We start from the raw sequence: 25,791 nt of genomic DNA on the forward strand, positions 1-25,791 counted from the left end.
GATTCGAGCGTCGCTTTTTTTATGCCGACTCTTTTCCCTCTTGGAGTTCATCCAGACACTGCCAGGCGGTGATTAGGATGCCCAGAACAAGATAGAGCCACCAAAGACCGTACAAGATCCCTAGAAGGATAAACGTTCCCAGGGGAGACGTTATATGCCGGGAGGAGGTCCAGAAGAAGAAGGCCGAAATAGGGAGCAGCACGATCAAATAAAACATCGACCGGAAGAGAATGCGTACATAGCGACGCCGGTAAGACCTTAACCTCGCAATTCGATCCTCAGTAAGACCCTCTAACGTGGCCGGTGAAAGCAGCATCAGGCCAAGCCAGACTCCGAGCACAACGAATTGAGTTGCACCGAGTAGTGGCGCGACATAAGCATAGAACTGGATAACTTTTTCGTACGGCAAGATGGCCACTCCCTGTAGTTCATCGAGGTGTGGCCGCGATTGTAAGCGTGCGATGAGTAGATTGCCAGAAACTGGCTACTATCGAAACGGTCGCCAGAGTGGCTTCTTAAACAGCCCTGGTCGCTCGTCTTGAGCGTCGTCGCTGGAAGCCTCAGGACGAGACGCTGTTCGTCCCGCAGGCAGCGGGACGGTGGCTGGGGTCCAGCGGGCCGAGTCTTTGCCGCGGAGGTCGACCTGGATGTCTTTCTTCTGCTGCAAGACCTCTCCCTGCTCGGTCGAGTAGCGGACATGCAGCTGCAGCGATTCATGCTCCGGCTTGCCTTCGGTCCAGGGAAGCTTCAGGTGAACGCCTTTGCCGAGCAAGGTTCGTTTGAGGTACTTGGCCGAGTCGGTCGTATCGAAGTCCCAGCGGCCGACAAACGCCTCTTTGCCGGAATAGGCCGGATCGAGCAGGACGACTGAAACAGGGCCAGGCGAATCGACGTACTGGCCGGCTTCGTTCTGCGGTTCGATCACCACCATGATGCCGTCATCGCCGGGCTGGTCGTCGGCGTTATAACCGCCGGTCAGCTTTGGATTGAGTTGCATCTGCGTGACGACTCGATCGACGACCACTTCGGCGTCGGGATCAAATTGCTGCAAGAGCGGACCATCCAGCAGTTCCGGTCCGGGGGCCACGCTTTCTAGTTCTGGCAAATTGCTCGACTCGCCCAGCTCAATCACCGGGCTGGTCAGCGAATCGGTATCAGGTCGCGAAGAAATACGCGATGCGCCGGCAAATGGGGTCGGCAAGGTCTCTGGTTCGGTCGAAGTCGTGTGCGGCCCTTCCGGTAGTCCGAGCTGCTTGCGAAGCGTCTCGTTCTCGCGACGAACCGATGCGATCTGGGAGTCTTTCTGGTGCACAACGTCCTGCAGGGCGTAAACCTTGTCTTCCAGGTAACGCAACTCCGACTCCAGCAACTGCACCGACGGATCGGTCGTGCGGCAACCGCTTGCCAAACCAAGTAGGGCAATCGCAAGCATCGCGAATCGAATTGTGGCAGGTCGTGATAGCACGCTGACGAAACTTTCCCAGGATTTTGGCCGAACTAAGGAAGGAAAAACTAAAGATCCGGCCACGCGTGCGGCATAGTTACGAAAAATCCGCAGACGGGTCAAACCCAATGCTTCGAGTTCTCAAGCGAACTGCTAGCAGAATTCCGTTGACTCGCGCGTCGGCCTCGGTACGTTAGAGGACTCGCTCAGCGTTTCAGACTTATCCTTTTTCGCATTGCAACTTCATGCCTACGTCCGAATTCCTCAAAATCGCCAGCTATGCCAATGCGGCCGATGCCGATCACCTGAAGGCCGTGCTGCAGGACCATGGCATTCGCGCGTTCGTCGACGGGGGCGATCTGCAGACTTCGCTCAGCTACATCGGCAGCGCTTTGGGAGGCGTGCATGTAATTGTTCGCTCAGTCGATGCTGAGAAGGCGATAGAACTCAAGGACGAGTTGAGCCAGGAGAGTCACGAGCCAACCGGAGGTCCCTGGTTCTGTGGAACGTGCGAGGAAGTCGTCGATGCCGGCTTTCAGGTCTGTTGGTCGTGCGGTGGCGAGAAAAGCGAAGTCGAAGCCGCAATGCCGGCGACCGCCGATCTGAATGACGAAGATGAAAGGGAACCGCTGCTGGAAGACAGCGACCAACCGCTGCCCGATAAGGCGAACTTCGACGAAGCGAACCCCTACGCCTCACCGCAAACCAAGGTCGAAGGGGCTGAGTGGCCTGAGAAACCGAGAGAGATTAATGAAGAAGCGGAAGCCATGCTCGTTCGGGCCTGGCGAGCGGCCATCCTGGGAGTGACGTTCATTCCGGTTCTGGCAAACATCTATTCGATGTACATGCTGTTCGCCGCGCTGAAAGAAACGAGTCGATTTACTGCGAGCGGCAACTGGCGATTCTATGGAGCATTTCTTTTGAACATGCTCAGCGGCATCGCCTGGGGATCGTTGTTTTACTTCATGTATCGGCCGGTCGCCGCCTGAGTGCGTTCCCGCTTTATCACGTTGCCTGGATCTGCCGGCCTATGAAAAAAGCCCACGCAATTCGCATGGGCTTTTAATCGTTGCTCTAACCGGTCGACCTAGCTAGGCATGTGTTCGACAACTTTGTCGATCAAACCGTAATCGCAGGCTTCTTCGGCGCTTAAGAAGCGGTCGCGGTCGGTGTCGGCTTCGATTTGTTCGATCGGCTTGCCGGTGTGCTTCAGCAGGATCTCGTTCATGCGGTGTTTGATTCGCTTGAACTCGGTGGCGTGAATCAGGATGTCCGAGGCGGTACCCTGCATGCCGGCCAGCGGTTGGTGGATCATCACGCGGGCATTGGGCAGAGCGTATCGCTTGCCTGCGGCACCAGCGGTCAGCAGAACGGCACCCATCGAAGCGGCCTGACCGATGCAGTAGGTGGCCACGTCGCACGTGACGAACTGCATGGTGTCGTAAATGGCCATCCCAGCACTGACGCTACCGCCGGGGCTGTTCACGTACAGGTTGATGTCGGCCTTGGGGTCTTCGGACTGCAGGAACAGCATCTGGGCAACGATCAGGTTGGCGACTTCGTCGTTCACACCGGTTCCCAGGAAGATAATTCGGTCCTTGAGCAGCCGGCTGTAGATGTCAAAGACGCGTTCTTCGCGTCCGCTCTTTTCCACCACGTAAGGAATCATTGGCATCGGTTAGGCTCCAGTGTCTGGAATGTGTATTGGGTTCGGATAGTCGAATGAATGTTATGGCGTGTACCGAGTTCGCCCCCTCACCCTAGCCCTCTCCGCGGCGGGGCGCGGGGTCAGGATAGGAGCAGGCGATATTTCGTTAGTCCTCTTCGCCGGTTTCTGCTGGCGGCTTGGTGAGGATCTCGTCGACGATCCGATATTCCTTCGCCTCGGTGGCGTTCATGTAGAAGTCGCGGTTGACGTCCTTGGCGATCTTTTCTTCCGGTTGATCGCAGTGTGCAGCGAGGATCTTGTTCAGCTCTTCGCGCGTCTTGATGATTTCGTTGGCCTGAATCTCGATGTCACTCACCTGGCCACCGACACCACCATGCGGTTGGTGAATCATGACCTTGGCGTGCGGCAGGATGAATCGCTTACCAGCGGCACCACCGGCCAGCAGAATGGCTCCACCACTAGCGGCCAGACCCACGCAGTACGTGGCGACTGGGCACGAGAGCATTTGCATGGTGTCGTAGATGGCCATCGTCGAGGTGACGCTACCGCCTGGGCTGTTGATGTAGAAGTGAACCTGCTTACGGCGGTTTTCGCTCTGCAGGTACAACAGCTTCATGACCAGTTCATTGGCGTTGCCGTCGTAGATTTCGCCCTGCAGGAAGACAATCCGGTTTTCCAATAGCAGGTCGCCAAGGGTCATCTGGCGTTGCCGTTGGTATTCGGCATAGGCCATGGCCATGGGCCCGACAGGGGCGTTTGGGAATTGTGAATTCATGGTCGTCGATCCTTCCATTACAACGTGCCGTCAAGGACGCCGCGGCACAGGATTAGTCCACCTGCCTGCCCGGTCGCTTCCGGCGAAGCAAACTACGAGAAGTATCCTGTTATTGTCTCCAGTTGCGAGGGGAAGACAACCGTAGAAGACACTTAGGAGAGGGGGCGGCGAAGTTTTTGTACCTTCGCTAATCGCTATCAGCCGGAAAATTTTAACTCGGCTAAAGAATTTGCCCCATCCGAGCATGAAAAAAGCCCCGATGGCAGTCCATCGGGGCTTTGAATATCAGGGTTCAAGGGGCCAATTATTCAGCGTCCTTGGCTTCCTCTTCGGCGGCTGGGACTGCTTCCCCTTCGCCACAGATCAGCAGGTTGACGGCCGAGGTCTTGCTTTGCTGCAGGTCGGCATCCACTTCAGTGACGGTCGCTTCGCCTTGGATGAGCTCGATCACCTTGCGTTCGATGATCTGGTTACGCAGCACGTCCATCATGCCGCCCTTTTCCAGCTGAGCTCGGATCCGACGTGGCGATTCGCCTCGCTGCATCGCGATTTGCATCACTTCCATGTCGTAGTCTTGCTGCGTTTCCTCGATGTTCTCTTCTTCCGCAATTCGTTCGAGGATGAAGTGTTCCTTCAGAGCCTTGCGGGTCGAAGCCATGCTGTTTTGACGCAGCTCGTTGCGGTGAGCCTGGATGTCTTCTTCGCCGAAACCAGCCGAACGAAGTTCCATCACGGCACGTTCCAGTTCGCGAGCAGCTTGACGCTTGAGCAGTTCTGGCGGCAGTTCCCAGTCGGCGTCCTTGGTCAGCTCTTCGGTAATTTGCTGACGCAGGCGTTGCTGCTGGTAGTAGTTCAACTGACGTTCCATGTCTTGTTTAACATAGTCACGCAGGTCGCCTTCGCTTTCAAAGCCGCCGATCTGCTTCAGGAACGCTTCGTCCATTTCCGGCAGTTCGGTTCGCTTGACTTCAAGGACCTCGATTTCCATCTCGACTTCTTTGCCACGCATTGCTTCGTTGGCAGCTTCGTCGCTGATGGTCAGGGTCACGGTCTTCTTGTCGCCTGCTTTGGCTCCGGTCATTTCCTTACCGAAGTCTTCCCACTTGGCGTCCTGGAAGCTGAGCGTATCACGCAGGCGGATCGATTCTTCTTCGGCGTGTTCGATCTTCTTGCCATCGTGCTTGAAGGTCAGGTTGCACACCAGGTGATCGTCGGTTTCAGCGGCACCTTCGTGCGGAACCAGCGAAGCGTAACGACCCAGAACCTGCTTCAGGTGCTTGTCGATGTCGTCCTTCTCGAAGCCCTTGGTTGGCTTCTCGATCTTCAGCCCCTTCCATTTCGGCAGGTCGAATTCAGGACGGACTTCGATATCGAACTCGAAGGTCAGTTCACCTTCTTCGGGCAGTTCGATGGCCGAGTAGTTGAAGTCAGGCTCGCTAATGGCCGAGAACGATTGTTCTTCGGTGGCCTGGGTCATGCTGTCCATGAGCAGCGTGCCTTTGACCTGGTCCTTCACTTCAGCGCGGAATCGCTTCTCGACCAGCTTCTTCGGGGCGTTACCCTTACGGAAACCAGGAACAGCTGCGTTGGGGACCATGTCTTCAATGGCAACATCGAAATAGCGATCGATGTCTTCACGGGAAACAGTCACCGTGACGTGACGCTGGCACGAGCTAGGAGCATCGACCTTAACGTCCAAGTTCAACTTCTTGGGGCCTTCCGCTTCAGCAACTGCACTTTCAGCGTTTTCGGTTTCAGGCGAACTCATTCAACGATTCCGCAAAATCTGGGGTGAAAAACAAGAAACCTGGCTCGTAGCTCAGGTCGTTCATGCCAATGAGGTCAATGCAGAATGGGTGGGCTTCTCCTCACCCACGCCGCGAGACTCGTCATTGCGTCTCGTGTGAAACGTGGCGATGCGGCAAAGCCTTTGCCAGAAGCCACATCCACCAAATGTTTTCATGCGCTACGCGTGTCGTCAGACACATTTTCTAGCGGCATAAAAAAGGAAGAGCGGGTGAACGGATTCGAACCGTCGACAACAACGTTGGCAACGTTGTGCTCTACCAACTGAGCTACACCCGCACAGGGAACGTCGTTCCCTCATCTAGGAAAGCACCAGTGTACTGAAAAATCAGAGCTGGTCTACCCGGGGCAAACGAAAATTTGCTTGCCAGAGAGGAAAGTATGCGACAAAGGTGTTCTGTTGTCAATTTGGGGAACACGATTTCGAGCGTAAGTCGTGACTTGATTTGAAATTAACGACACGCTCCGCCTATTCGCTAGCTTGTGGGAAATGTCGAATCGATACAAATCCTGGTCCTCCATTTCCACTTTCAAAGCCTCTATAAAAGTCGGAACTCACCAAAAAAAGATGGCTGTCGCGAAACATCGCGCAGCCATCTTCGTGGGTTCGATTGCCAGAGCTGGCCAGACTAGTCCAAAACATTCGGCTTAGGACCTGCCGGCTTCGGTGGTGGTTTCGGAGCGTTGGGATCTGGCGGTGGTGGTGGCGGACCGAATTTCACTTTGCCGCCGACCCAGGTTGTGTACTGCCAGTCGCTGTTGACCGGGGTCCAGCCGGCCAGGTAGCCCATTTCGTCGGTTACGTGACGCGTTTCGACGTACGCCTCGTAGCTGTCGGGCATCACGATGAACTTGAAGTAGAACTTCGACGGATCGACGGTGCTTAGCAGACGACGGAAACGCGAGCGAGGGCTCGTGATTTCGTCGATCTTGAAGCCAGCGTTTTCCTTCGGAGTGAAGCGCAGACGCGGGTCACGACCTGCCGCGTACATCTCCATACGGAACCAATCGTCCGACATCGGGCGTTCGTTGAAGTCCTCGACGAATTTCTCGGCGTCGATCCCTTGCTTGGGGTCCTTCACATACTTGCGGACGCCGCGCTCGGCCTGGTATTCGGCTCGCTTCTTGGCCGAGTCACGCGCCGGTTCGTCGACGATTGGGTAGACCTGATTGCCGATAAGCAGGAAGGCCGCTTCCTTGATCCCTTCGGGAGCCGGTCGCGGATCTGGCAGCGTGACTACCTTGGCAGCCATCTGGGCGCGTTCCGGGGTGTCGTCGAGCGTTGCTTCCAGCTTCGCGATTTCTTCCAGCGCGCTATTAAGTTCGCCGGAAAGCTTCTCGCGTTTCTCTTTGTTTTCGTCGGCCTTCTTGGCCATTTCCATCGCATCCTTTTGGGCGATAATTGCTTTTTGCAGTTCGCCCTGCTGCGACTTGAGGATCGCATCCTTGGCGACCGACTCGGACTGCAGACGCTGGATTAGCATCTCCAAGTCTTGCTCGTTGGGATTGAGCTCCTTCAGCTCTTTCTCAACCTTCAGTTTATCTTTCTGGGCTTCTTCGAGGTCCTTGATCAGTTGTTCCAAGGCCAGAGGGTCGATCTGCATGCTGTTGGCGATCTTTTTGACCGACTCCTGCATACCGAGCTGCACCACAACGAGAATGATGATGAGAATCCCCACCACATTGAACATTGTGTCGAGCAGCGAATCCATCCCTTCTTCTTCTTCGCCAACTCTTCGTTTAGCCATGTCTGGTTCGTCTTATCGTTAGGTAACCGCAAGGGGCTACGAATTCTTCGCTTGTTTGGTGAAATAACTCAGGTCGACGCGGCCGTCGCCAATGACGGGCAACTTGCCGTTCTTCACGCCTTTGGCGTTCGCGTAATTGCGTGCCGTGTTGTAGGTCGAAAGGCCATCGTCGCGAATCAAAAAGACGAGGGTACCATCTTTCTGACCCTTCACCTTATCGAGCATCTTGGCGAAATCAGGATTCGTATTGAGTTCCGCCGTGCGGACCGGAATGGTCTTGCCGTCTTCATGAATGACCACGCGGCCATCATCGCATTCGATGAACGAAGGCTTGAAGCCCACACCACTACCGCCAGGTAGAATCGAGTTCTCGGCTTCTTTGGGCGGCAGTTTTCGCTCGGCGATGATTTTCGTCAGCTGGGCGATCTTCTCACGCCGACTCTTCAGTTCTTCCTCCATCGTGCCGACCTCTTCGGTCAACGCGGCTACGTTGACTTTGGGGCCTTCGATCGAGATGTTCTGCAGCTTGGTCTGCGTTTCTTCCAGCTTGGCTAGAAGTTCGGCCAGCTTCTTTTTGGCATCTTCGAGCTTCTTCTGTTCGCTCGAATTCTCACGTTTGATCTGATCCTCACGCTTCTTGAGTTGATCGCGAAGCTGCTCGAGTGCGGAGGTTTCGGCCTGGAGTTCCTTTTCTTTCTTCTGATACTCCATGGCCGCATCGATCGCGTCGTTATCGAGCGATTGAATGGCGATCGTCGCGATAACCATTGCCAACGTACCGATCACGCAAGCAAGCACGCTTAGGAAAGGGAAGAGCGAAATGTCGTCCCCTTCGACTTGTCGTCCCTTACCCATTTAGCGTCTCCCGTTTCGTTTGCTCTTGGCTTTGCTACCGCCACCGAAACCGAACCAGCCACCGCCACCTGAGCCGTTGGATTCAACTTGCTGGACGACAACCGTTTCATTGCCAAGCTTGTTGAGCACTTCGGTCAAGCCGGTCAGGCCTTGCTCGACGCCACCGAGGTACTTCTCGAGACGTTCGGAAGTGTCGGACATCGTTTCGTTGACCTTGATATGCGAGTCGACCGAGGCACTGGCCAGTTGGCCCAGCGTGCTTTGCAGCTGAGCGGCGACTTCCTGCATCTGGTTCAGCTGATCCTGCATGAGGGTCTGCTGCTCTTCCTGACGCTTCTGCATGTCGACCGTCTTGGCATTGACCACTTCCAACAGCTTGTTGGTGGTCTCTTCCTGGCTGGTCAGAATCTTGCCGTTGATCTCGTCCCAACCCTTCGAGGTTTGTTCGGTGATCGTCTGGCCGACCAATTCCAGCTTTTTGACCCAGGCCTCGAGTTCGCCTTGCTGGGCGGCCATTGCCTCTTCGACCGCTCGGCGGAAGACCTTCGTGTCGTAAGGTGATTGCGGCTTGTCTTCGGCCTTTTCGCGACCGTCGTTCAAGCGGCGGATTAGGTTTTCGTTGCAGTATTCGTCCACCCAGTTCAGCACGCCTTCTTCGCTCTTTTGCAGCGACGACATGGGGAACTTGATGATCATGCTCATCACCAGGGCGACGAGGGTCGTGTTAAACGCCGTACCCAGACCGCTGAACATACCTTGCAGCGAGGCGGTCAGCTTATCGAGGTCGCCACCACCCAACGCACCAGAAAGCTCGGTCACGGCCAAGCTAATACCAAGCACCGTACCAATAAAACCCATGGTCGGGATGGCCCAGATCAGCACCCGCAGATAAGCGTAGCTGGACGAGACGTTGTTGTAGTCGATCTCCGACTGCGAGGCCATCATCGTGGCCGTTTCCGAGGCGTTCTGTCGCACGCGGAAGTGCTGCAAACCACGCAGTACGCGGTTGATCAGGAAGCTTTCGCCGTCATGACCAGGCAGCCCTTGGATGTGTTCGACGAATTTGCCGAGCGTGTCGACGCGAATCTCTTGCGAGATGTCGGTCGGCAGAACGTCCATCAGCAGGTAGTCCTTCTGACGCAGAATCTTGCGATGCTTCATCCACAAGATGGTCACGGCCCAGAAGAACAGGAACGTACTAAGCGACTGAATCGCGACCGCCTGAATACCACCAATCCAGAACAGCCCACCGATGTAGGTGCCCTTGGAGAAGTACATCAGGCTCATGAAGACGATCATCGCCCCCAGGCCGATCAAACCGGACAGCCACAAGTTGACGTTACTCGGATCGGTGAAGTCCCCGTCGCCGGAGGAAGTGCTCGCGGTCGTCGTGGCTTGCTTCTTCGCGGTCGTCGTACTCTTTCGCGCACCGCCGGTCTTTACCACGGGGCCAGCAGGTGCCGAGGCCGATTCCGAAGAAAGATTGCCCAGGTCGAGGCCGCCGCCAGAAGAGGACGAGCCGCCACCAAACTCAGGCAACGAGGGAGAGTCGAGCGAAGGCAGTTGCTCCGGCTCTTCCTGAACGTGTGGGATATGGACACTTTTTTTGCAGTAAGGGCAATTTCGCTTTTGTCCTGCGAGTTCTTGACGGACTTTGAGCTTCTGACCGCACTCGGGACAATTGAACTGGAAATACATCTGGACCTCGGAAGGAAACGAAGCGCGACAACCGGTCGCAGGCGAGATTAGGAAGCGGAAAAAAGCCAGGGCGAAACTGAGAGAATCTCAGTCGCTTATTGGATGTGCGGATGAAAGGTGAATCCGGGGTGAGATCTACTCACGCACTGCTGGCCTTTAATCGTCTTCTTATTGTGCTTAGGAAATTATTCCCGATCAGACCGATTTGGGGAAAAATTTGGTCAAAACTTGAGATTCATATCGGCCGAAATCGATTGTTCCAGGTGTAATGGGGCAAAGATTGCCGCACTGCGAACGAATCCCCCGAGAGACTCAGGAAGGGCAATTTCAAAAAAAGATAGATACTTTACGGTTTCACGTGGGATTAAGAAGTCTATCGGTCCGCAGGAATCGTCCTTCTGGATGGTTATCCTTCAAGTGAAGCTCGAAAGGGTAGGAAAATGGACATCGTTCGCCCAATGGCTTTCGGCTCGGTTATTGTCGCAGGCCTGCTGCTTCTCGGGTGCGATGTGAAGTTTCAAAGAAACTCCGAGCGACTTCACAATCTCCAACTGCCCGTTCATCCGAGTGAGACCATCAGCCCTGGTGATGAAAGCCGCCGGTATGACTTTTTAGTTGCCCGAGCGAACGCCACCGGCATGATGTTGCCCAATGCCCAGGGCGAAGCACCGGATGAGCGTGTTAACGTTGTCTTCGACAAACTAGGCGACGATCGCTGGGAACTGAGTCTGAACCGGGCGAAAGACTTTCCCGAAGATGACTTCCGCTACGACCAGCAGCAACAGCGGATTCGTTTTGCCCCTGGGCAGTTGATTCCTTACTACGGCCATCTATTTCGCTTCTCATTTGACGGACAAAGGGCGCAACTTGAGGAATGTACCGAGCAGCTTCCGTCGTTGTGGTTGCCGGCCGCAAATAGTCGGGTGATTACGCTCCATGGATCGGAAGCAACGTTCTTCCAACAGGCAGCGCTTCTGGCGAGCGTCTCTCAGAGCGAAGAAGACCACTTCGAAACGATGCGACTGGTCAAGATCGAGACCGACCCTGAAGGTACCAGAGCTCAAATCGTGCGTAGCCGGATGATCGTCCGTAACGGTGACGGCGTGAACGAAACCGCGCTTCTGGACGAGCCGAAAGAAGAGTGGGTGGGTGTCGGATCCAATTTGGTGGTGGACGATCAACTCGTTCGCGTGAAGCAGATTGTGCCCCCGGTCGAGATGGAGGGCGGACTCATACCGGTCGGTTGGATTGAACTGGAACTTGTCGATCTCTCGGATGTGGAGATGCATCGTGCCATGCTGTGATATTCGAGCGCTGCTGCTCGTTTTCGTAGTACTGATTGGCTGCGACTATTCCTCGAACTCGCAAGAGCTTTCCAGCGAGCCGCCGATGGTCGGTATCCATGCCGCGGAAGACAACCGCGAAGAGGTCACCTATCAGTGGGACCATCAGGGGAAAGATGCTGCGTGCTTGATACCGCTATCCAACCGATCTTCATTGCCGGTGATCCTGCGTTTTCGCCAGGCGAAGGTCGATGACAGCCTGGTTGGGGTCCTCTTTCTTGATTCCGAGTACGAGATCGAAGTCGGCAAGATCCTTTCCGACCAGGCGATGATCTTTGTTCGCCCAGGTGAAGTAATTCCTTATCACGATCAGCTCTACCATGTCACGTTTGATAAGCATTCTCTGCATATCAAATGCGTGACTCATGCTGTGCCTGAGAGCTATCATCCCAACCCGCAACATCTGGTCATTGCTCGTAGCGAACCGTCGAAGATTCGCAACCGAATGTACTATCTTCAGCGCGATGACTGGTCGGATTACGAACGCGTTCGTGTTATCCACATCGCCGAAGACGCCAGCCATGCGGAGTACGAAGGGAAACCGTATTACGGCTCGGCCCAAGGCGTACTCGGAGATCGACTCATCGAGCCAAACGAGGTCGTCCATCAATGGTACAATAGCACGACTGACGTCGCGGGCATCGTGCCGCCGGTTGAGATCGAAGGGGTAGGCAGACTACGCGGCTGGGTCGAGTTTCGTCAGACCCTGGCCGACAACTGAGATGTCCTCTAAAAGAGTCCCATCGCGATCAAGCTATAGCGAACGACAAACCCGCCCACGACCAGGCTGACCATGCTCATCAGCTTGATGAGGATGTTCAAGCTGGGGCCGCTGGTATCTTTGAACGGATCGCCGACCGTATCACCGACGACCGCCGCCTTGTGGGCGTCGCTGCCCTTGCCCCCGTGATTGCCCGCTTCGATATACTTCTTTGCATTGTCCCAACTGCCGCCGCTATTGGCCATGAAGATCGCCAGGCAGAAGCCGCTCGTCAGGGCACCCACCAGAAGTCCCAGCACGCCACCGACCCCCAGCAAGAAGCCCACGGCCAAGGGAGTAATCAGCCCGAGGAGTGAAGGGACGATCATCTCCATCTGGGCTGCCTTGGTACTGATCTCGACCGGGGTCGCGTAGTCTGGCTCTTCGGTATTGTCCATGATGCCAGGCTTCTCGCGGAACTGCCGACGCACTTCTTCGACCATGCCTTTTGCCGCGCGTCCGACTGCTTTCATGGTCAGCGCACAAAAGACAAACGTCGTCATCGCACCGATGAAAATACCAACCAGGACTTTCGGGTTCATGACGTTCGCTTCGTAGTAAGTTGCGAAGTCGCTGAGGCTGGCCTCGTGGACGTTGACAAAGCGTGCATCCGTCTCGGTGAACATCAGTTGAGGTTCCCCCTGCTCCGGCTTGACGACCTGAACCATGTCGGAAGCAAGCGCCGCAGGCTTTCCGTCTGTGCCCAGATTCTTCCAAGCATCTTTGACCTTTTCGTCGCGAAGATCAGCCGGCATGGGCAAGTAGCCGTAGACGTAGTCTTCGCCATCATGATCTTCCTTCAAAATGACCAGGCCTGGGGCGATCTTGGTGGGCGTATCGTATTCGACCTGGGCAGCAACACTGGTTCCCCAGCGATCGAAGCCTTCGCGGACGACTTCTACGTAGGCCGCCATCAAGGCCAAAGCGGTTAGCGCGGCCGAACCAATCGCGAAGCCCTTGCCTGTGGCTGCGGTCGTATTGCCGAGGCTATCCAACGCATCGGTTCGCTCACGGACGATTGGTTCCAGGTGAGACATCTCGGCGTTGCCACCGGCGTTGTCGGCAATCGGGCCATAAGCATCGGTCGCCAGGGTGATGCCCAGCGTGCTGAGCATACCGACCGCCGCGATTCCCACGCCATACAGACCCAACGCAAACAAGTTGGGATCATCAAAGCTCCAGCCGTTGGCAAAACCGAACGAGGCCAGCGTGGCGATCGCAATCACAATGACCGGGGGCCAGACACTGAGCATGCCGTCGGCGATTCCGCCGATGATGATCGTGGCAGGTCCGGTCTCGGATTGTTCGGCAAGGTTTTTGGTCGGCGGGAACTCGTCGCTCGTGGCGTATTCCGTCCACTTACCAATCAGCCATCCGGCTGCGAGTCCGACGATAATACTCAGCGATACGCCTGGGATGGCAATGCCAAGCTGAAATGAAGCATCCGGTACCGCAGGCATCAACAGAATACAAATCAGGATGGCCACCACCGTGACGGCACCTGTGGCCATGTTGATCCCGCGTGAAAGGGCTGCGAGCAGATTCTTCTGCGATGCGCCTTCCTGCGTGCGGACCAGGTAGACACCAACAATCGAGAGAAGTGTTCCGAACGCGGCAATCAGCATGGGAACAAACACCGCGCGGATCTGTGCGTCGGCCACATTGTCGAAGCCGGCCGAACTAGCGATAGCCGGGGAAGAAAACGCGGCCACACCCAGGGCGGCGGTCGCCAGAATACTTCCGCAGTAACTTTCGTAAAGGTCGGCACCCATCCCTGCGACATCCCCCACGTTGTCGCCGACGTTATCGGCAATCGACGCTGGGTTGCGCGGGTCGTCTTCGGGAATGCCTTGTTCGACCTTACCTACCAGGTCGGCACCGACGTCGGCCGCTTTGGTAAAGATCCCACCCCCGACACGTGCGAACAGTGCCTGGCAACTGGCTCCCATGCCGAAGCAAAGCATCGTTGTCGTGATATTAAACAGCGAGAGATCGAAGACCCATTTCAGCACGCCAAACCAGATCACGATATCGAGCAGCCCCAGGCCAACGACCGTCAGGCCCATGACCGCGCCACTGCGAAATGCGACTTGCAAACCTTGGTTGAGTGACTTTTCTGCACCGGCCGCTGTACGGCTGCTGGCCAGCGTCGCGGTCTTCATGCCGATCCAACCGGCGAGCCCTGAAAAGAAGCCGCCGGTCATGAACGCAAAAGGGACCCAGCGGCTTTGTACTTCGACGACAAACGCAAGTAGGGCGAGCACCAAGGCGATCGCCACGAAGAAGATCGTCACCACGACATACTGCTGAGCCAGGTAAGCGTTCGCTCCTTCGCGAACGTAACCGGCGATTCGCTGCATGGTCGGAGTGCCAGGGTCCGCTTGGACCATGCCGGTAAAAAAGAAGTAGGCCTGAACAAGGGCCGCAATCGACGCAAAAAGTACCAACAGCCAGATGCCGAAAAACATGGTGCCATTCCTTTGAAGACCGACGGCAAATTCGAGGGTGTCGCAATCGATGAGAGCCCACAGGCCGACCGAGTGGCCAGATCTCACGTGGGGTAGTCGTCATTATCCATATTATTGGAGGGGTTTAAACTGGTTTATGGGAGCTTCACAAAGGAAAGATGAGAAAAAGTGCGCATAATAACACGGTTTGCGGTGCTTCCCTGTCCGTTAACCTAAAGCGGTCTCTTTTCGAACAAGACCGTGTTTCCAGCAGTTTCCAGGCGAAAATCTGGCGGTGACTCCATCTGCCGACGCGGGGATGAAGAGCATAGCCTGATGGACCTTTCCCCCCATGTTAGGCGGATTGATTTCCCCTGTGCAAAATTGTTGGCTTCTTCGAGAACAGCGATTAAGCTTTAGATGTTGTGTTTCCTACGTATTTGGTAGGAAAAGTATCCGTTGATCGCTGCATCCTTTGGGGGCGACTACGCGGATCTTGTCTTGGATCATCTCACAGTTGTTAGTCGATTCGCGGGCAATCGCCGAATTCGAGCGAATCATAGGAGCAGTTATCTCATGAAATGGCACATGGTTGGGCGATTGTTTGGCTGCATGGCCATGCTGGCCTGTTTGGCTCCAGCGGCGATCGCGGACGATAAGAAATCCGGTTCGTCCAGCGAAGTCGAAACGGTCGAGATGTTCCAAGCGATCGATAATGGTGACATCGAAGTGAAGTTCATTCCGATGAACTCCGAACGAGGCACCGTCATCATCACGAACAAAACTAAGAAGAAGATGCGTGTCGAATTGCCGGCCGCGTTCGCTGGCGTTCCTCTGGCCCAGTTCGGCGGCGGCTTTGGTGGCAACCAAGGTGGCGGTGGTTTCGGTAACCAAGGTGGTGGCTTCGGCAACCAAGGCGGTGGCGGTAACCAAGGCTTCGGCGGCGGCTTCGGTGGTAACCAGGGCGGTGGCGGCTTCGGCGGCGGCGGCGGCTTTGGTGGTAACCAAGGCGGCGGTGGCGGTTTCTTCAACGTCATGCCTGAAAAGGTTCAACGCATCAAGGTCAAAGGCGTTTGCCTTGATCACGGTCTGGAAGATCCCGATCCGCAGATCCCTTACGAACTGAAGCCAATCGGTGCTTACACCGAAAAGCCTGGCGTCGCTGACGTTTGTCACATGCTGGGTAGCGGTGAACTGAATCAGCGCAGTGCACAGGCAGCTGCCTGGCACCTGAACAACGGCATGAGCTGGGAAGAACTGGCCAACAAACGCATCGAGCACCTGATTGGTGACGATACGCCTTACTTCAGCCGCCAAGAGTTGCAGATCGCTTACCGAGCAGCTGAAGCTGCTAAGGAACGCCACGCAGCTCGCGAAAAGGCGAATAAGAAGAAGCCAACCGACTCGCTCTCGCTCAGCGCTGAGTAAGCCGAACGATTTATTCGAGTCAGCACGATTCGGGGGACGCTCATTGAGCGTTCCCTTTTTTTATGCGCTAGGTTCTTTCACTCGAAGCAAATGTGGACGCTTAAGCCGCTTTGGGAGTGATTTCCCGGCTCAGGTCTTGGTAGCGCTCTTTCAAGATTTCGAGCTTGGTATCGTTCAACGATTCGTGCTCGCGGCGAAGTTCGCCCAGTTGAGAGCGAACCTGAGCTTCGCGATCGGCCAGTTCGTGCTTGGCCCGACGGATCGCGGTGTGATGTTGATCGGCGTCGTCTTCGAGCTGTACCTGTTGTTCCTGGATCTCGAGCTTGGCCAGCTCCAGTTGATGCAACATGTGGCGAATCTCGGACTTGGCCGCCTGGTTGCGGGCATGCAGCGCTTTGTCGAAGTGATCGACGGCGTGATCCGTTTGCTGGTCCAGGCGTCGCCGGAGTGCTGAAGGAATCCGCACGCGAATCTCGGCCCAGGCCATTTCTAACTGATCGCGGATCACTTGCAGCTCTTCAAATGCGTACTGCATTTCCTGCTGGACATCAGCCAGTTCGTTCTCGCGACGAGCCAGTTCATCCTGATCGCGCGACAGTTGCTCTTGTTCCTGCTCGAGCCATTGGTGCTGTTGGGCTCGGCTCTGCTCGATCTCACGCTCAACTTTCTGCGTATAGCCGGCGAACTCTTTTTCGCGCAGGGCCTGCAGCGAACGAGCGTTCTTGAGCAGCGCCCACTGCTGTGCCAGTTGAGCCTCGGCTTCGCTCAGCTTCTCCAGCCGAACAGTGACCCGGTCGTCGACCTCGGGTTCAATCTCGGAGATGTCGGTTTCCTGGCCGCGCCATTTACGGCGCCATTGGCGGATCTTCTCTTCGATACTTCGCAGAGGGCTCGCCGAGGATGCCTTCGAATCGGGCTCGTGCGAGGTGGGTTTTACCGATTGCGGAAGCGGTTCGTCCATCGCCAGGGCGGCACTTCGCTGCTGACTTTCGAAGTTCGCCATCCGAGCATTGAGTTCGGCTTCGCGGCGGTCGAGTTCCATCTGGCGATCACGCATCAAGCGGGCCAGTTGATTGATCTGACGTCGCTGCCAATCAGGCAGTGTTTCGAGATCGGCCGAGCTGAGATCGACGCCTTGTTCGTCTTCCAGGGTATCCGCTGGATTGCTCTCCACCGAAGGTGCATGCGGAGGATCGATACGCAACTCTGGCGAGCCCTGCTCGGAGATAGGGCGCGGCGATGGCGTGATGTTCGCTGGGCGGATAGTCGGCTTCATGTCGAATCAATACGGTTGGCGGCACTCAAATGGATTACTCGGCCATCCTTTCGCATCGGCATGATGTGCCTAAGAAATTGAGTTTAACGGCTGCGCAAGTTGAAATGCGGCGAGCTAGCAAGGTGCCGGCGGTGCTACCATCGGGCGAAAGAGTCAGCGCATAAAAAAAACGGAGGACAAACGTCCTCCGTTTTGCTAGCTGTAGAGCAATAGGCCCCCAGCGGCACGCTTAGCCTTTGGCGGCGTCCAGCGCTTGCTGCAGGTTGGCTTTCGGCTGGTTGCCGAGCATTTGGTTTACGACTTCGCCATTCTTGAAGATCATGACGGTCGGGATGCTCTGGATACCGTACTTCACCGCCAGGTTGGGGTTTTGGTCGGTATCGACCTTACCGACTTTGACCGAACCTTCGTATTCGGTGGCAAGTTGGTCGATCACTGGTGCCAGTTGACGGCAAGGACCGCACCAAGGAGCCCAGAAGTCGACCAAGACCGGCTCGCTCGATTGCAGGACTTCGGCATCAAAGTTGTCTTCGTTAAATGTGTTGGCCATAGGAAGGCTTCTCCCGATCAATGGAAAATATGGGGGTTTATTGTCGCTTGCGTCTCATGAGATCAAGTCGAGCCCAGACGTCCAGCATGCCGTAATTCCGAGCCTAAACCAATAGAATCGCGAATTTTAACCAGGTTCACAACCCAGGGGACATGCTTTTATTATGGGGGGTGACCGAGTCAGGACAACCTTCCGCGGTACCCCTCTGCTGTGCTCTGCTAACTAGGATGCCGCTTGGTGACCTGCGTTACAGGCAGATTGCCCTCGGTTTCCCGAAGTTCCCAAATTACGCCACATCCCTGCTGCTAGGTAACCGATGAGCGTCACGATCTATCACAACCCGCGTTGTATGAAGAGCCGACAGACCTTGGCCCGGCTCGAAGAACACGGCATCGAGCCCAAGGTGGTGCTTTACCTCGAAACGCCGCCAGATGAGAAGACCATCAAGGGACTGCTCAAAAAGCTGGGTCTCAAGGCCGAGCAGCTTGTGCGGAAGAAGGATCACAAGGCCTTGGGTCTGGAACAGCCGGAAGACGAAGCAGGCTGGATCGCCCAGATGGCTGCCAACCCAAAGATCATCGAACGGCCCATTGTCGTGGTCGGCAAAGAGGCTCGCTTGGGACGACCGCCGGAGAGCGTCGACGAAATCCTCCCTTGATGCGTGCCTACCGGGGCCTCCTCGGCTGGGCGTGAAGCACTTTAAGTTCCCAATTTCAGGGAAGGCCCCAATCAGGTTATACTGCAGGGATTATGAAACCCACCCAACGTGCGGTCACCAGGCAGATTGCCTACGGGGTCGTACGTTTTTGTCGCTGGCAGCTCTTCTTAGGGCAACGGCGAAATAAAGATATCCAGTATGGCGAAATACATCATTCGCTACGGGGCCATGCGTTTTTTAGGCGTGTTCTCGGCCCGAGCAAAAGATGAATACAACCGCGACGATAAAGTCATCATTCGCACCAAGCGCGGCTTGGAGGTGGGGGATGTCCTTTGCGAAGCCACCGATGACGCAGTCAAGCAGCTGAGCGATCCGGCCTTTGGCAGCATCATGCGCGCCATGTCGGAAGAAGACGTCAAGCAGACCGAGCACATGGTAGGCGACGCCCAGCGCGAGGTGGAAACGGTCCGTCGTGTGATCGGCGAGATGAATCTTCCGATGCAACTGGTCGACGTCGAGCACTTGTTCGGCGGCGAGCGGATCATCGTTTACTACCTGGCCGAGTCGCGGGTCGACTTTCGCGAGTTGGTCAAAGCACTGGCTTCTGAATTGCAAACCCGCATCGAGATGCGGCAAATTGGCGTTCGCGACGAAGCCAAGTTGTTGGCCGATTACGGCGACTGTGGAAAGCCCGTTTGCTGCAATACGCACCTGAGCGAGATGCCGCCCGTTTCGATGCGGATGGCCAAGCTCCAAAAAGCGACGCTCGACCCGACGAAGATTTCCGGCCGCTGCGGACGACTCAAGTGTTGCCTCCGATACGAGTACGACACGTACGAGGAACTGCAACGTGACCTTCCGCCGATCGGCAGCGACATCGTGACCAACAGCGGTCGCGGCCGGGTTTTGAATCACGAGATTCTGGCCGGTCAGTTGTTGGTTCGCATGGAAGACAACCGCAACATCATGATCGACTCCAGCGATGTGCTGACCGTGCTCAAACGCGGCAACGGGCAATCCGGAGGAGGTTCCCGACGCGGCAAGCGTCGCGACAAGAAGGAAGCCGCGGACGAGAGCGGCGAGAACACCCAGTCCAAACCTGACACTCCGAAGGAATAACACGGCATGTCCGAAGATACTTATTCCGCCTTCATGCAACTGCTCAAAGACGATCCACGCTATCGCATGGAAGCGTATCAATTTGTCCGCGAAGCCCTTTCGTTCGGACAGCGGTTTCAGGACGAGCAGGACGAAGAATCCTCCGAAGAAGAAGACCTGGACCTGGAATGCTTCGAGGAAGAAGTCGATGAACTCGACGAAGAACTTGAAAGCTGGGAGGAAGAGGAAGAAGATCCCGAACGCCATCTGACCGGCCAGGTTCTGTGTCAGGCCATCCGGCAGTACGCCCAGCAGCAATACGGTTTGCTGGCCAAGGTAGTGCTCAACTCGTGGGGTATTCACACGACCGGCGATTTCGGCGAGATCGTCTACAACCTGATCGGCATCGGCATGATGCGTAAGTCGAAGTCGGACCGTCGCGAAGACTTCGACGATCAGTACGACTTCGAAGACGCATTCGTGAAGAACTTCGACTTCCAACTGTCGGAAGAATCAGGGCAAGCTTAGGCCATCACCAAGGGAAGAAGCATGGCGGCTGCGAAAAACAAACAGACAACCAAGTCCGACCAGGTCCCCCGGGCACCGGTGTACCTTCCCACGTCGAATCCACCCAAGCCCCATATCGCGTTCTTGATTGGCATGGCCGTGGTTACGGTCATTTGGTTTGGTCTGCTCGTCTATCTCGCACTACAGCAGGTCGGGACAATCTAAGCGCGGTTGAGGAAACGTTCCGGTCAACGATTCTCGCCGTGCGTCTGGCGTTGATTGCGGTCCCATTCGCGCTGTTTCCGCTCGAGCTCGTGCGGTGCGTGCACGGCACTCGCGTCTTCGGCATTCTCAAGCGACTCGTTCTTGGGTTTGGTCACCACCACGTCGTGCGGCTCAGGCACGCGGTAGATGACATAGATCCCGATCGTAACCAGTGCCGCCATGATATACAGCGCCCAACTGGGGATCGGGAAGACCATGATCGAAATACCCCAGCCAAGAACCACCGTGGCGATGGCCTGAATCTTCGTACTCGTTTTGATGCCTTTGCGTACTTCCCAGTCGTACAGGATCGGGCCGAAATAGGGCATGTCCAGCAGCAAGTCGTTCAGCTTGGGGAACGACCGCACCAGAAAATAGCTGGTCACCAACAGAAACGGAGTGGCCGGGACGATCGGCAGGATCATCCCCAGAACTGCGAGCGTAAAGAAGAACGCTGCGCAGCCCAAGTAGATCAGTCGCTTGGACCAGGGGATTTCAGGTACCGGAGGATGATTCATAGCGAAGGCCGAATCCCTGGGTGAATCGAACCAACCGTTCCGGTAGGCGTCGACTATTCTCCCAGGTCGGAATAAAACGTCAGCAAGTTGCCATCGGGATCGAAGAAACCAAACTCGCGCGTGCCAAATGCCGTGTCACGCAGCGTCGTATCGGAAGCAAAGATCCCCAGGGGTTGAAACACGCTGTAAAGGTGCTCGACGTCGCACACGGCGATGCGGATGTTCGGTCGCTCAACACGATCCCAACTCGAAGGATCGTGCCAGCGAAGATGGATTTCGACCCGATCTCGAATGATCGACGCGTAACGTGGATCGTCTGCATCTTGATACGATAGCTTGAAATCCAGTTTGTCGACATAGAACTGGATGGCGGCTTTCACGTCACGGGACGGCAGCACAGGGTTAACGGCTTCGAGTAGCAAATCGGGCATGGGGAGGGCAAGCCTTGTTAAGGGGAACGCAGTCGAGCGAGCCCGTCGTCACGGTTTGTCGCTACCTCTAACGGTCCCGGTTGATTCATATCGTCTGATATTAGGCTACAGACGAAAAGTACTCCCCGCAACTCTCCATTCAGGCTGCAGACCATGATTCGGCCCTGAACTTCACACACTTCCCTCAAAAGCGCGACCAATACACGGACGCCAATACTCGACATAAAGCGTACGTGGCTCAGGTCAACTAAGACTTTTTCCGGGTGACGAGATCTTCCATATTCGATAAACATTTCTCGAATCGTCAGACATTTATTCGCATCGCGCATATTGGCGATCAAGGGAGTGATGATGTGGACATCGTCCACTTCTTCGAACGAAACGAGTGTCTGCGTAGTCTTGGCGTTCATGCGTCCTTGCTCCGCCGTGCATGGTTGGGGTGGGTGCCGATAGCATGCATCCAAATTGCATGATCGGTCAATAGAAATGCTCCGTCGACACCAACGCGTATTGGGGCCTACGCGGTCGCCAGAGCGGACTCAAGAGTATCTACGGAACCAAACGGGGTTGGATCGTTAGGGTTTTCTGAGATTAATTTGCAAATTCTGAACATCCCGGTGAGCGAGTCGGACAGATTGCAAAAAATGATGCGTTCGTCGCTATTGGGGACCGCTCGACGAACATTCAGAAACGCGAGAATTCCGATGCTGCTGACGAAATTGACGTTTTGCATATCGATGACCACACGCCGATGATCGACCTGCTTCACGTAGTCGGTCATTCCATCTCGGATCGAATAGCAAATCTCCGTATCACGCATCTGGTCGACTTGCGGCGTAAGAACGAGGACTTCGTTCGCAATGTGGTGGTGAACTAAATCGGGATCGGCTTCATTCATGGCTTGCCCTTTTCCAAGAAAGCGGATCACCTCACAAGCGCAATGAGGAGAAACGGTGTACGCGTTTCCATGATTTAGCATCTCCTACCTTTGAGGGAAGGTCAACCTACGAAATTGGAAAGAAGATGACTTTCCGACCGCTTCGTTCCCGGTCGAATACCATCCGCAGCCAATGGGTGTTTCTTCACGTGTCGCAAAACGTGCCGAGGCATCCCTCACGGAAGCGAGTGACCCTCTGGGGGGTGACTCGGCCATTATTCCCAGTTTGGGAAAACACACTCGCGGACAAGAATCCGTTAAGATACTACCGCCCGATCAGCATTGCGCCCTGGCGCTTATCGGGCTACACTGAACCCACCAGGGCATGGTCCCTGACTGAACGATTATTCACGCCAAGGAGGGCCGCCGTGGCGACGCCGCCGAAAATTCCCGCCACCGGTTTAACGACCGGCGATTGCATTGCCCAGATGAAGAAGCTGCCTGAGGGTTGCATCGATCTGGCCTTTGCCGACCCTCCCTTCAATATCGGCTACAAATACGACGTTTACGACGATCGTAAATCGGTTGACGAGTATCTGGAGTGGAGCGAAGCGTGGATGCGGGAAGTCTCGCGCGTGCTTAAGCCAACGGGCGCCTTCTGGCTGGCCATTGGGGATGAGTTCGCTGCCGAACTAAAGGTCCTGGCTACGCGCACCCTGGGACTTCATTGCCGCAACTGGGTCGTCTGGTATTACACCTTTGGCGTGCACTGCAAAAGCAAGTTCACTCGCAGCCACGCCCACATCTTCTATTTCACCAAGGATGCCAAGCAGTTCACGTTCAACGATGAGCAGATCCGTGTCCCCAGTGCCCGGATGCTGGTCTATGGTGACAAGCGAGCCAACCCCAAGGGACGCGTTCCCGACGATACCTGGATCTTGCGACCGCAGGATGCCCCGGAAAGCTTCAGCAGTGAAGAGGACACTTGGTACTTCCCCCGCGTCGCTGGCACCTTCAAAGAACGAGCTGGCTTCCATGGCTGCCAAATGCCAGAACAACTTCTGGGGCGGATTATCAAGTGCTGCTCGAACGAAGGAGATATCGTCATGGATCCCTTCGCCGGTAGCGGATCGACGCTGGTAACCGCCAAAAAGCTGGGACGCACGCCGCTGGGCTTCGAGCTATCGAAAGACTATGCCAAACAGGTTCGCGAGCGACTCTCCAGCGTCAAAGAGGGCGATCCCTTGGTCGGAGCCGAAAACCCGCTTACCAGCGTCCCGAGCACCGCTAAGGGACGCCGACTGAAAGAGACGACGGCATAGGTAGGGCCCGCGTGTCGCGAAGCTGTCACCGACGATCCGACCCGCGACACGCGGGCCCTACAGATTTATGCCTCAGGCAACCGATCCCACACCTCGAAGCGGGTTGGGAACTGGTTCTTCTCGTCGGCCGGGATCTCTTCGGCCGATTCCAGGTGCCACTCGTGAAAATCGAGCAGTGGAAAGTGCGTGTCGCCATCGGGGATCATGGCATGCACCTTGGTCAGGTAAAGCCGCGTCGTCCACGGCAGCATGGCCTTATAGATCTCCGCGCCACCCACCACAAACGCTTCTTCCACATCGTGGCACGCAGCGACCGCATCACCAACGCTATTGGCGATGACCGCCCCTTCGACCTGGTAGCTAGGATCGCGCGTGACGATGATCGTGGTGCGTCCCGGCAGCAGCCGCCCGATCGACTCGTACGTCTTGCGGCCCATGATCATCGGGCAGCCCATGGTCAAGCTCTTGAACCGCTTGAGGTCATTGGACAGACGCCACGGCATGTCTCCGTCGCGGCCGATCACCCAGTCTTGGCTGGCCGCGACGATCATCGAAATTCTCATACGGCAACCGGAGCAGATATGTGCGGGTGCGGGTCGTAGTCGATCAACTCGAAGTCTTCAAACTTAAACGCGAACAGGTCCTTCACGTCTGGGTTGATCTTCATCGTCGGCAGCGATTTCGGCTCGCGCGACAGTTGGAGCTTGGTTTGCTCTAAGTGATTCGAGTACAGATGGGCGTCGCCAAACGTGTGCACAAAGTCGCCTGGCTGAAGATCGCATACCTGGGCGAGCATCATGGTCAGCAGCGAGTACGAAGCGATGTTGAACGGCACGCCGAGGAATACGTCAGCGCTTCGCTGATACAACTGGCAGCTCAGCTTCCCTTCGGCCACGTAGAACTGAAACAGGAGGTGACACGGCGGAAGCGCCATGTGCGGAACGTCGGCTACGTTCCAGGCCGAGACAATCAGTCGCCGCGAATCGGGGTTCTTCTTGATTTGCTCGACCAACTGCGAAACCTGGTCGATCGTTTCGCCTGTGGGGGTCTGCCAACTGCGCCACTGCTTACCGTATACCGGCCCGAGGTTGCCTTCCTCATCGGCCCACTCGTCCCAAATACGGACCTTGTTTTCTTTGAGGTAGCCGATGTTGGTATCGCCTTGCAGAAACCACAGCAGTTCGTGAATGATCGACCGCAGGTGCAGCTTCTTGGTCGTGACCACCGGAAACCCTTCCGAGAGATCAAACCGCATTTGATGACCGAACACACTGAGCGTACCGGTGCCAGTCCGGTCATGCTTCTCGACCCCTTCGTCGAGAATTCGCTGCATCAGGTCAAGGTACTGTCGCATATCTTTTTCCTGTTCCCTCATCCCGGCGGGGCAAGAGGACAAAAGGAACGCCTAACGTCTAGCCCAACGCCGACTCGCACTGTCGCATGTAAGCGATACTGTCCTTCACCAACGACTCGATGCCTGGCTCGTAGTCGAAGACTTCCACCGAGACCCAACCATTGTAACCGACTTCCCTGAGTGCTTGGAAAATCGGGATAAAATCAACATCTCCCATGCCTGGGCCGCGTTTGTTGGGGTCGTTGGCGTGGAAGTGGGCAATGTGCGGATGTGTTTCGCGAATGATTTGCGGGATCGGCTTATCTTCGGCCGACATCGCTTTGACGTCCAGGTGAATCTGGCAGTTAGGCGAGTCGATCAGGTCCATCAACTCCATGCCTTTCTCGGCCGTGTTCAGGAAGTCTCCTTCCGCTGGTCCCAGGGGTTCCAGGGCCAGCGTCACGTCGCACTGTTCGAGCGTCGGCATCGCTTTACGAATGCAATCGGCGGCCAACTTCATCGCTTGCGACTCGCTCACGCCGGGAAGCAGGTTCCGCTGCTGCGGGCTGCCGAGCACCATAATTTTTCCGCCCAAATCGCTACATAGCCGCGCCAATTCGCAAAAGTAGTCGCTCGTCTTCTTACGGACCTCATCATCGGGCGTCGTCAGGTAGAAGCCTTCGGTCTTGGCCAGCAGCCAGTGCAGACCAACCACATCGAGGTCGGCATCTTCGATCATGCCGCGGATCTCACCGCGCCGCTTGGCGGTCACATCGTAGGCCGTCGGAGCAAGCGTGAAGGGAGCGATTTCGATCGCGTCGTAGCCAGACTCTTTCGCGTGGGCCAGGGCCGTTTCCAGCTTCCAGTCTTGGTACGTTTCGTTGCAGAGTGCGTATTTGAACATCGGCTTCTCTTGTCTCCTCTCCCTCGCTGGGAGAGGGCCAGGATGAGGGTTACTGGTTCGCGTTTGGCAGGTCGTTGTTT

General features: G+C 56.0%; 27 protein-coding genes and 1 tRNA gene. 9 read left to right on the plus strand and 19 right to left on the minus strand.

The features are described 5' to 3' along the window. Positions 1 to 19: 19 nt before the first annotated feature. Complete coding sequence (locus tag PSR63_RS11500) at positions 20 to 409, minus strand: hypothetical protein (protein ID WP_274333419.1); 390 nt, start codon at positions 407 to 409, stop codon at positions 20 to 22. A 78-nt stretch (positions 410 to 487) separates the two neighbouring features. Beyond that, positions 488 to 1,465 carry a hypothetical protein gene (locus tag PSR63_RS11505; protein ID WP_274333421.1) on the minus strand — a complete coding sequence of 326 codons (978 nt, stop codon included), beginning with the start codon at positions 1,463 to 1,465 and terminating at the stop codon, positions 488 to 490. 224 nt (positions 1,466 to 1,689) lie between these two features. Here PSR63_RS11505 and PSR63_RS11510 point away from each other — a divergent pair, with 224 nt between their 5' ends. Beyond that, positions 1,690 to 2,433 carry a hypothetical protein gene (locus tag PSR63_RS11510; RefSeq protein ID WP_274333422.1) on the plus strand — a complete coding sequence of 248 codons (744 nt, stop codon included), beginning with the start codon at positions 1,690 to 1,692 and terminating at the stop codon, positions 2,431 to 2,433. A gap of 98 nt (positions 2,434 to 2,531) precedes the next feature. On the opposite strand, the gene clpP is transcribed toward PSR63_RS11510, so the two are convergent. The 7 genes from clpP to PSR63_RS11545 form a co-directional block, all read right to left on the minus strand. Next, positions 2,532 to 3,119 carry an ATP-dependent Clp endopeptidase proteolytic subunit ClpP gene (gene clpP / locus PSR63_RS11515; RefSeq protein WP_274333424.1) on the minus strand — a complete coding sequence of 196 codons (588 nt, stop codon included), beginning with the start codon at positions 3,117 to 3,119 and terminating at the stop codon, positions 2,532 to 2,534. A 139-nt stretch (positions 3,120 to 3,258) separates the two neighbouring features. Further along, the gene (locus PSR63_RS11520) at positions 3,259 to 3,888 is read right to left on the minus strand and encodes a ClpP family protease (protein ID WP_274333426.1); all 630 of its coding nucleotides are present in this window, start codon (positions 3,886 to 3,888) and stop codon (positions 3,259 to 3,261) included. A 304-nt stretch (positions 3,889 to 4,192) separates the two neighbouring features. Next, entirely contained in the window at positions 4,193 to 5,656 is a 1,464-nt protein-coding gene (gene tig / locus PSR63_RS11525) for a trigger factor (RefSeq protein ID WP_274333428.1), read from the minus strand. Between the two features lie 244 nt (positions 5,657 to 5,900). Beyond that, positions 5,901 to 5,973 (minus strand) — tRNA-Gly (locus PSR63_RS11530). 350 nt (positions 5,974 to 6,323) lie between these two features. Beyond that, positions 6,324 to 7,442: a hypothetical protein gene (locus PSR63_RS11535; RefSeq protein WP_274333430.1), complete on the minus strand. Its 1,119-nt coding sequence runs from the start codon at positions 7,440 to 7,442 to the stop codon at positions 6,324 to 6,326. Positions 7,443 to 7,478: 36 nt separating this feature from the next. Then, positions 7,479 to 8,297 (minus strand): hypothetical protein, encoded by an 819-nt coding sequence (locus PSR63_RS11540; protein WP_274333432.1) that lies wholly within the window; start codon positions 8,295 to 8,297, stop codon positions 7,479 to 7,481. Then, on the minus strand, positions 8,298 to 9,995 hold the full coding sequence (locus PSR63_RS11545; protein ID WP_274333434.1) for a MotA/TolQ/ExbB proton channel family protein: 1,698 nt from the start codon (positions 9,993 to 9,995) through the stop codon (positions 8,298 to 8,300). Positions 9,996 to 10,435: 440 nt separating this feature from the next. Between PSR63_RS11545 and PSR63_RS11550 the strand changes: the two genes are divergently transcribed. Then, positions 10,436 to 11,299, plus strand: a complete 864-nt coding sequence (locus tag PSR63_RS11550; protein WP_274333436.1) for a hypothetical protein — start codon at positions 10,436 to 10,438, stop codon at positions 11,297 to 11,299. Beyond that, entirely contained in the window at positions 11,286 to 12,059 is a 774-nt protein-coding gene (locus PSR63_RS11555; protein ID WP_274333437.1) for a hypothetical protein, read from the plus strand. Before PSR63_RS11550 ends, PSR63_RS11555 begins: the two co-directional genes overlap by 14 nt. Positions 12,060 to 12,067: 8 nt before the next feature. On the opposite strand, the gene PSR63_RS11560 is transcribed toward PSR63_RS11555, so the two are convergent. Then, positions 12,068 to 14,566, minus strand: coding sequence for a sodium-translocating pyrophosphatase (locus PSR63_RS11560; RefSeq protein ID WP_274333438.1), 2,499 nt, complete (start codon positions 14,564 to 14,566; stop codon positions 12,068 to 12,070). A gap of 555 nt (positions 14,567 to 15,121) precedes the next feature. Here PSR63_RS11560 and PSR63_RS11565 point away from each other — a divergent pair. After that, positions 15,122 to 15,973, plus strand: a complete 852-nt coding sequence (locus PSR63_RS11565; RefSeq protein WP_274333440.1) for a hypothetical protein — start codon at positions 15,122 to 15,124, stop codon at positions 15,971 to 15,973. Between the two features lie 100 nt (positions 15,974 to 16,073). Here PSR63_RS11565 and PSR63_RS11570 read toward each other — a convergent pair whose 3' ends face one another. Together PSR63_RS11570 and trxA are read right to left on the minus strand one after the other, a co-directional pair. Then, positions 16,074 to 17,249, minus strand: a complete 1,176-nt coding sequence (locus tag PSR63_RS11570) for a hypothetical protein (protein ID WP_274333441.1) — start codon at positions 17,247 to 17,249, stop codon at positions 16,074 to 16,076. A 229-nt stretch (positions 17,250 to 17,478) separates the two neighbouring features. After that, positions 17,479 to 17,799, minus strand: a complete 321-nt coding sequence (trxA, locus tag PSR63_RS11575; protein WP_274333443.1) for a thioredoxin — start codon at positions 17,797 to 17,799, stop codon at positions 17,479 to 17,481. A gap of 316 nt (positions 17,800 to 18,115) precedes the next feature. Between trxA and arsC the strand changes: the two genes are divergently transcribed. The 4 genes from arsC to PSR63_RS11595 all read left to right on the plus strand — a co-directional run bounded on the left by arsC (position 18,116) and on the right by PSR63_RS11595 (position 20,287). Then, positions 18,116 to 18,457: an arsenate reductase (glutaredoxin) gene (gene arsC, locus PSR63_RS11580; RefSeq protein ID WP_274333445.1), complete on the plus strand. Its 342-nt coding sequence runs from the start codon at positions 18,116 to 18,118 to the stop codon at positions 18,455 to 18,457. 198 nt (positions 18,458 to 18,655) lie between these two features. Next, positions 18,656 to 19,576: a PSP1 domain-containing protein gene (locus PSR63_RS11585; RefSeq protein WP_274333447.1), complete on the plus strand. Its 921-nt coding sequence runs from the start codon at positions 18,656 to 18,658 to the stop codon at positions 19,574 to 19,576. Between the two features lie 6 nt (positions 19,577 to 19,582). Continuing rightward, positions 19,583 to 20,083: a Minf_1886 family protein gene (locus PSR63_RS11590; RefSeq protein WP_274333449.1), complete on the plus strand. Its 501-nt coding sequence runs from the start codon at positions 19,583 to 19,585 to the stop codon at positions 20,081 to 20,083. A 21-nt stretch (positions 20,084 to 20,104) separates the two neighbouring features. After that, a complete protein-coding gene (locus tag PSR63_RS11595; RefSeq protein WP_274333451.1) occupies positions 20,105 to 20,287 on the plus strand; it encodes a hypothetical protein in 183 nt (60 codons plus the stop codon). A gap of 23 nt (positions 20,288 to 20,310) precedes the next feature. On the opposite strand, the gene PSR63_RS11600 is transcribed toward PSR63_RS11595, so the two are convergent. From PSR63_RS11600 to PSR63_RS11615, 4 genes are all read right to left on the minus strand, one after another. Next, the gene (locus PSR63_RS11600; RefSeq protein ID WP_274333453.1) at positions 20,311 to 20,844 is read right to left on the minus strand and encodes a YbaN family protein; all 534 of its coding nucleotides are present in this window, start codon (positions 20,842 to 20,844) and stop codon (positions 20,311 to 20,313) included. A gap of 53 nt (positions 20,845 to 20,897) precedes the next feature. Continuing rightward, positions 20,898 to 21,275, minus strand: coding sequence for a VOC family protein (locus PSR63_RS11605; protein WP_144977800.1), 378 nt, complete (start codon positions 21,273 to 21,275; stop codon positions 20,898 to 20,900). A 17-nt stretch (positions 21,276 to 21,292) separates the two neighbouring features. Further along, complete coding sequence (locus PSR63_RS11610) at positions 21,293 to 21,685, minus strand: STAS domain-containing protein (protein ID WP_274333458.1); 393 nt, start codon at positions 21,683 to 21,685, stop codon at positions 21,293 to 21,295. A 107-nt stretch (positions 21,686 to 21,792) separates the two neighbouring features. Continuing rightward, on the minus strand, positions 21,793 to 22,173 hold the full coding sequence (locus PSR63_RS11615) for an STAS domain-containing protein (protein WP_274333459.1): 381 nt from the start codon (positions 22,171 to 22,173) through the stop codon (positions 21,793 to 21,795). Positions 22,174 to 22,580: 407 nt separating this feature from the next. On the opposite strand from PSR63_RS11615, the gene PSR63_RS11620 reads away from it, so the two are divergent. Further along, positions 22,581 to 23,474: a DNA-methyltransferase gene (locus PSR63_RS11620; RefSeq protein WP_274333461.1), complete on the plus strand. Its 894-nt coding sequence runs from the start codon at positions 22,581 to 22,583 to the stop codon at positions 23,472 to 23,474. 65 nt (positions 23,475 to 23,539) lie between these two features. Here PSR63_RS11620 and PSR63_RS11625 read toward each other — a convergent pair whose 3' ends face one another. Genes PSR63_RS11625 through PSR63_RS11635 form a run of 3 tightly spaced genes read right to left on the minus strand, consistent with a single transcriptional unit; the run spans position 23,540 to position 25,711 of the window. Next, a complete protein-coding gene (locus PSR63_RS11625; protein WP_274333463.1) occupies positions 23,540 to 24,037 on the minus strand; it encodes a dihydrofolate reductase in 498 nt (165 codons plus the stop codon). After that, positions 24,034 to 24,828 carry a thymidylate synthase gene (locus PSR63_RS11630; RefSeq protein WP_274333465.1) on the minus strand — a complete coding sequence of 265 codons (795 nt, stop codon included), beginning with the start codon at positions 24,826 to 24,828 and terminating at the stop codon, positions 24,034 to 24,036. Before PSR63_RS11630 ends, PSR63_RS11625 begins: the two co-directional genes overlap by 4 nt. A 58-nt stretch (positions 24,829 to 24,886) precedes the next feature. Beyond that, positions 24,887 to 25,711, minus strand: a complete 825-nt coding sequence (locus tag PSR63_RS11635; RefSeq protein WP_274333467.1) for a sugar phosphate isomerase/epimerase family protein — start codon at positions 25,709 to 25,711, stop codon at positions 24,887 to 24,889. Between the last annotated feature and the right edge of the window lie 80 nt (positions 25,712 to 25,791).

This window comes from Bremerella sp. P1 (assembly GCF_028748185.1).
In the GTDB taxonomy this organism is placed as follows: domain Bacteria; phylum Planctomycetota; class Planctomycetia; order Pirellulales; family Pirellulaceae; genus Bremerella.

Bases quoted from the DNA above. Each gene is read 5' to 3' on its own strand.
- PSR63_RS11540 (WP_274333432.1), bottom strand. From the start codon at position 8,297: ATGGGTAAGGGACGACAAGTCGAAGGGGACGACATTTCGCTCTTCCCT.
- PSR63_RS11605 (WP_144977800.1), bottom strand. From the start codon at position 21,275: ATGCCCGATTTGCTACTCGAAGCCGTTAACCCTGTGCTGCCGTCCCGT.
- PSR63_RS11635 (WP_274333467.1), bottom strand. From the start codon at position 25,711: ATGTTCAAATACGCACTCTGCAACGAAACGTACCAAGACTGGAAGCTG.
- PSR63_RS11610 (WP_274333458.1), bottom strand. From the start codon at position 21,685: ATGAACGCCAAGACTACGCAGACACTCGTTTCGTTCGAAGAAGTGGAC.
- PSR63_RS11520 (WP_274333426.1), bottom strand. From the start codon at position 3,888: ATGAATTCACAATTCCCAAACGCCCCTGTCGGGCCCATGGCCATGGCC.
- PSR63_RS11550 (WP_274333436.1), top strand. From the start codon at position 10,436: ATGGACATCGTTCGCCCAATGGCTTTCGGCTCGGTTATTGTCGCAGGC.
- PSR63_RS11595 (WP_274333451.1), top strand. From the start codon at position 20,105: ATGGCGGCTGCGAAAAACAAACAGACAACCAAGTCCGACCAGGTCCCC.
- PSR63_RS11600 (WP_274333453.1), bottom strand. From the start codon at position 20,844: ATGAATCATCCTCCGGTACCTGAAATCCCCTGGTCCAAGCGACTGATC.
- PSR63_RS11545 (WP_274333434.1), bottom strand. From the start codon at position 9,995: ATGTATTTCCAGTTCAATTGTCCCGAGTGCGGTCAGAAGCTCAAAGTC.
- PSR63_RS11625 (WP_274333463.1), bottom strand. From the start codon at position 24,037: ATGAGAATTTCGATGATCGTCGCGGCCAGCCAAGACTGGGTGATCGGC.
- PSR63_RS11585 (WP_274333447.1), top strand. From the start codon at position 18,656: ATGGCGAAATACATCATTCGCTACGGGGCCATGCGTTTTTTAGGCGTG.
- trxA (WP_274333443.1), bottom strand. From the start codon at position 17,799: ATGGCCAACACATTTAACGAAGACAACTTTGATGCCGAAGTCCTGCAA.
- tig (WP_274333428.1), bottom strand. From the start codon at position 5,656: ATGAGTTCGCCTGAAACCGAAAACGCTGAAAGTGCAGTTGCTGAAGCG.
- PSR63_RS11590 (WP_274333449.1), top strand. From the start codon at position 19,583: ATGTCCGAAGATACTTATTCCGCCTTCATGCAACTGCTCAAAGACGAT.
- PSR63_RS11510 (WP_274333422.1), top strand. From the start codon at position 1,690: ATGCCTACGTCCGAATTCCTCAAAATCGCCAGCTATGCCAATGCGGCC.
- PSR63_RS11565 (WP_274333440.1), top strand. From the start codon at position 15,122: ATGAAATGGCACATGGTTGGGCGATTGTTTGGCTGCATGGCCATGCTG.
- PSR63_RS11560 (WP_274333438.1), bottom strand. From the start codon at position 14,566: ATGTTTTTCGGCATCTGGCTGTTGGTACTTTTTGCGTCGATTGCGGCC.
- PSR63_RS11615 (WP_274333459.1), bottom strand. From the start codon at position 22,173: ATGAATGAAGCCGATCCCGATTTAGTTCACCACCACATTGCGAACGAA.
- clpP (WP_274333424.1), bottom strand. From the start codon at position 3,119: ATGCCAATGATTCCTTACGTGGTGGAAAAGAGCGGACGCGAAGAACGC.
- arsC (WP_274333445.1), top strand. From the start codon at position 18,116: ATGAGCGTCACGATCTATCACAACCCGCGTTGTATGAAGAGCCGACAG.
- PSR63_RS11535 (WP_274333430.1), bottom strand. From the start codon at position 7,442: ATGGCTAAACGAAGAGTTGGCGAAGAAGAAGAAGGGATGGATTCGCTG.
- PSR63_RS11630 (WP_274333465.1), bottom strand. From the start codon at position 24,828: ATGCGACAGTACCTTGACCTGATGCAGCGAATTCTCGACGAAGGGGTC.
- PSR63_RS11570 (WP_274333441.1), bottom strand. From the start codon at position 17,249: ATGAAGCCGACTATCCGCCCAGCGAACATCACGCCATCGCCGCGCCCT.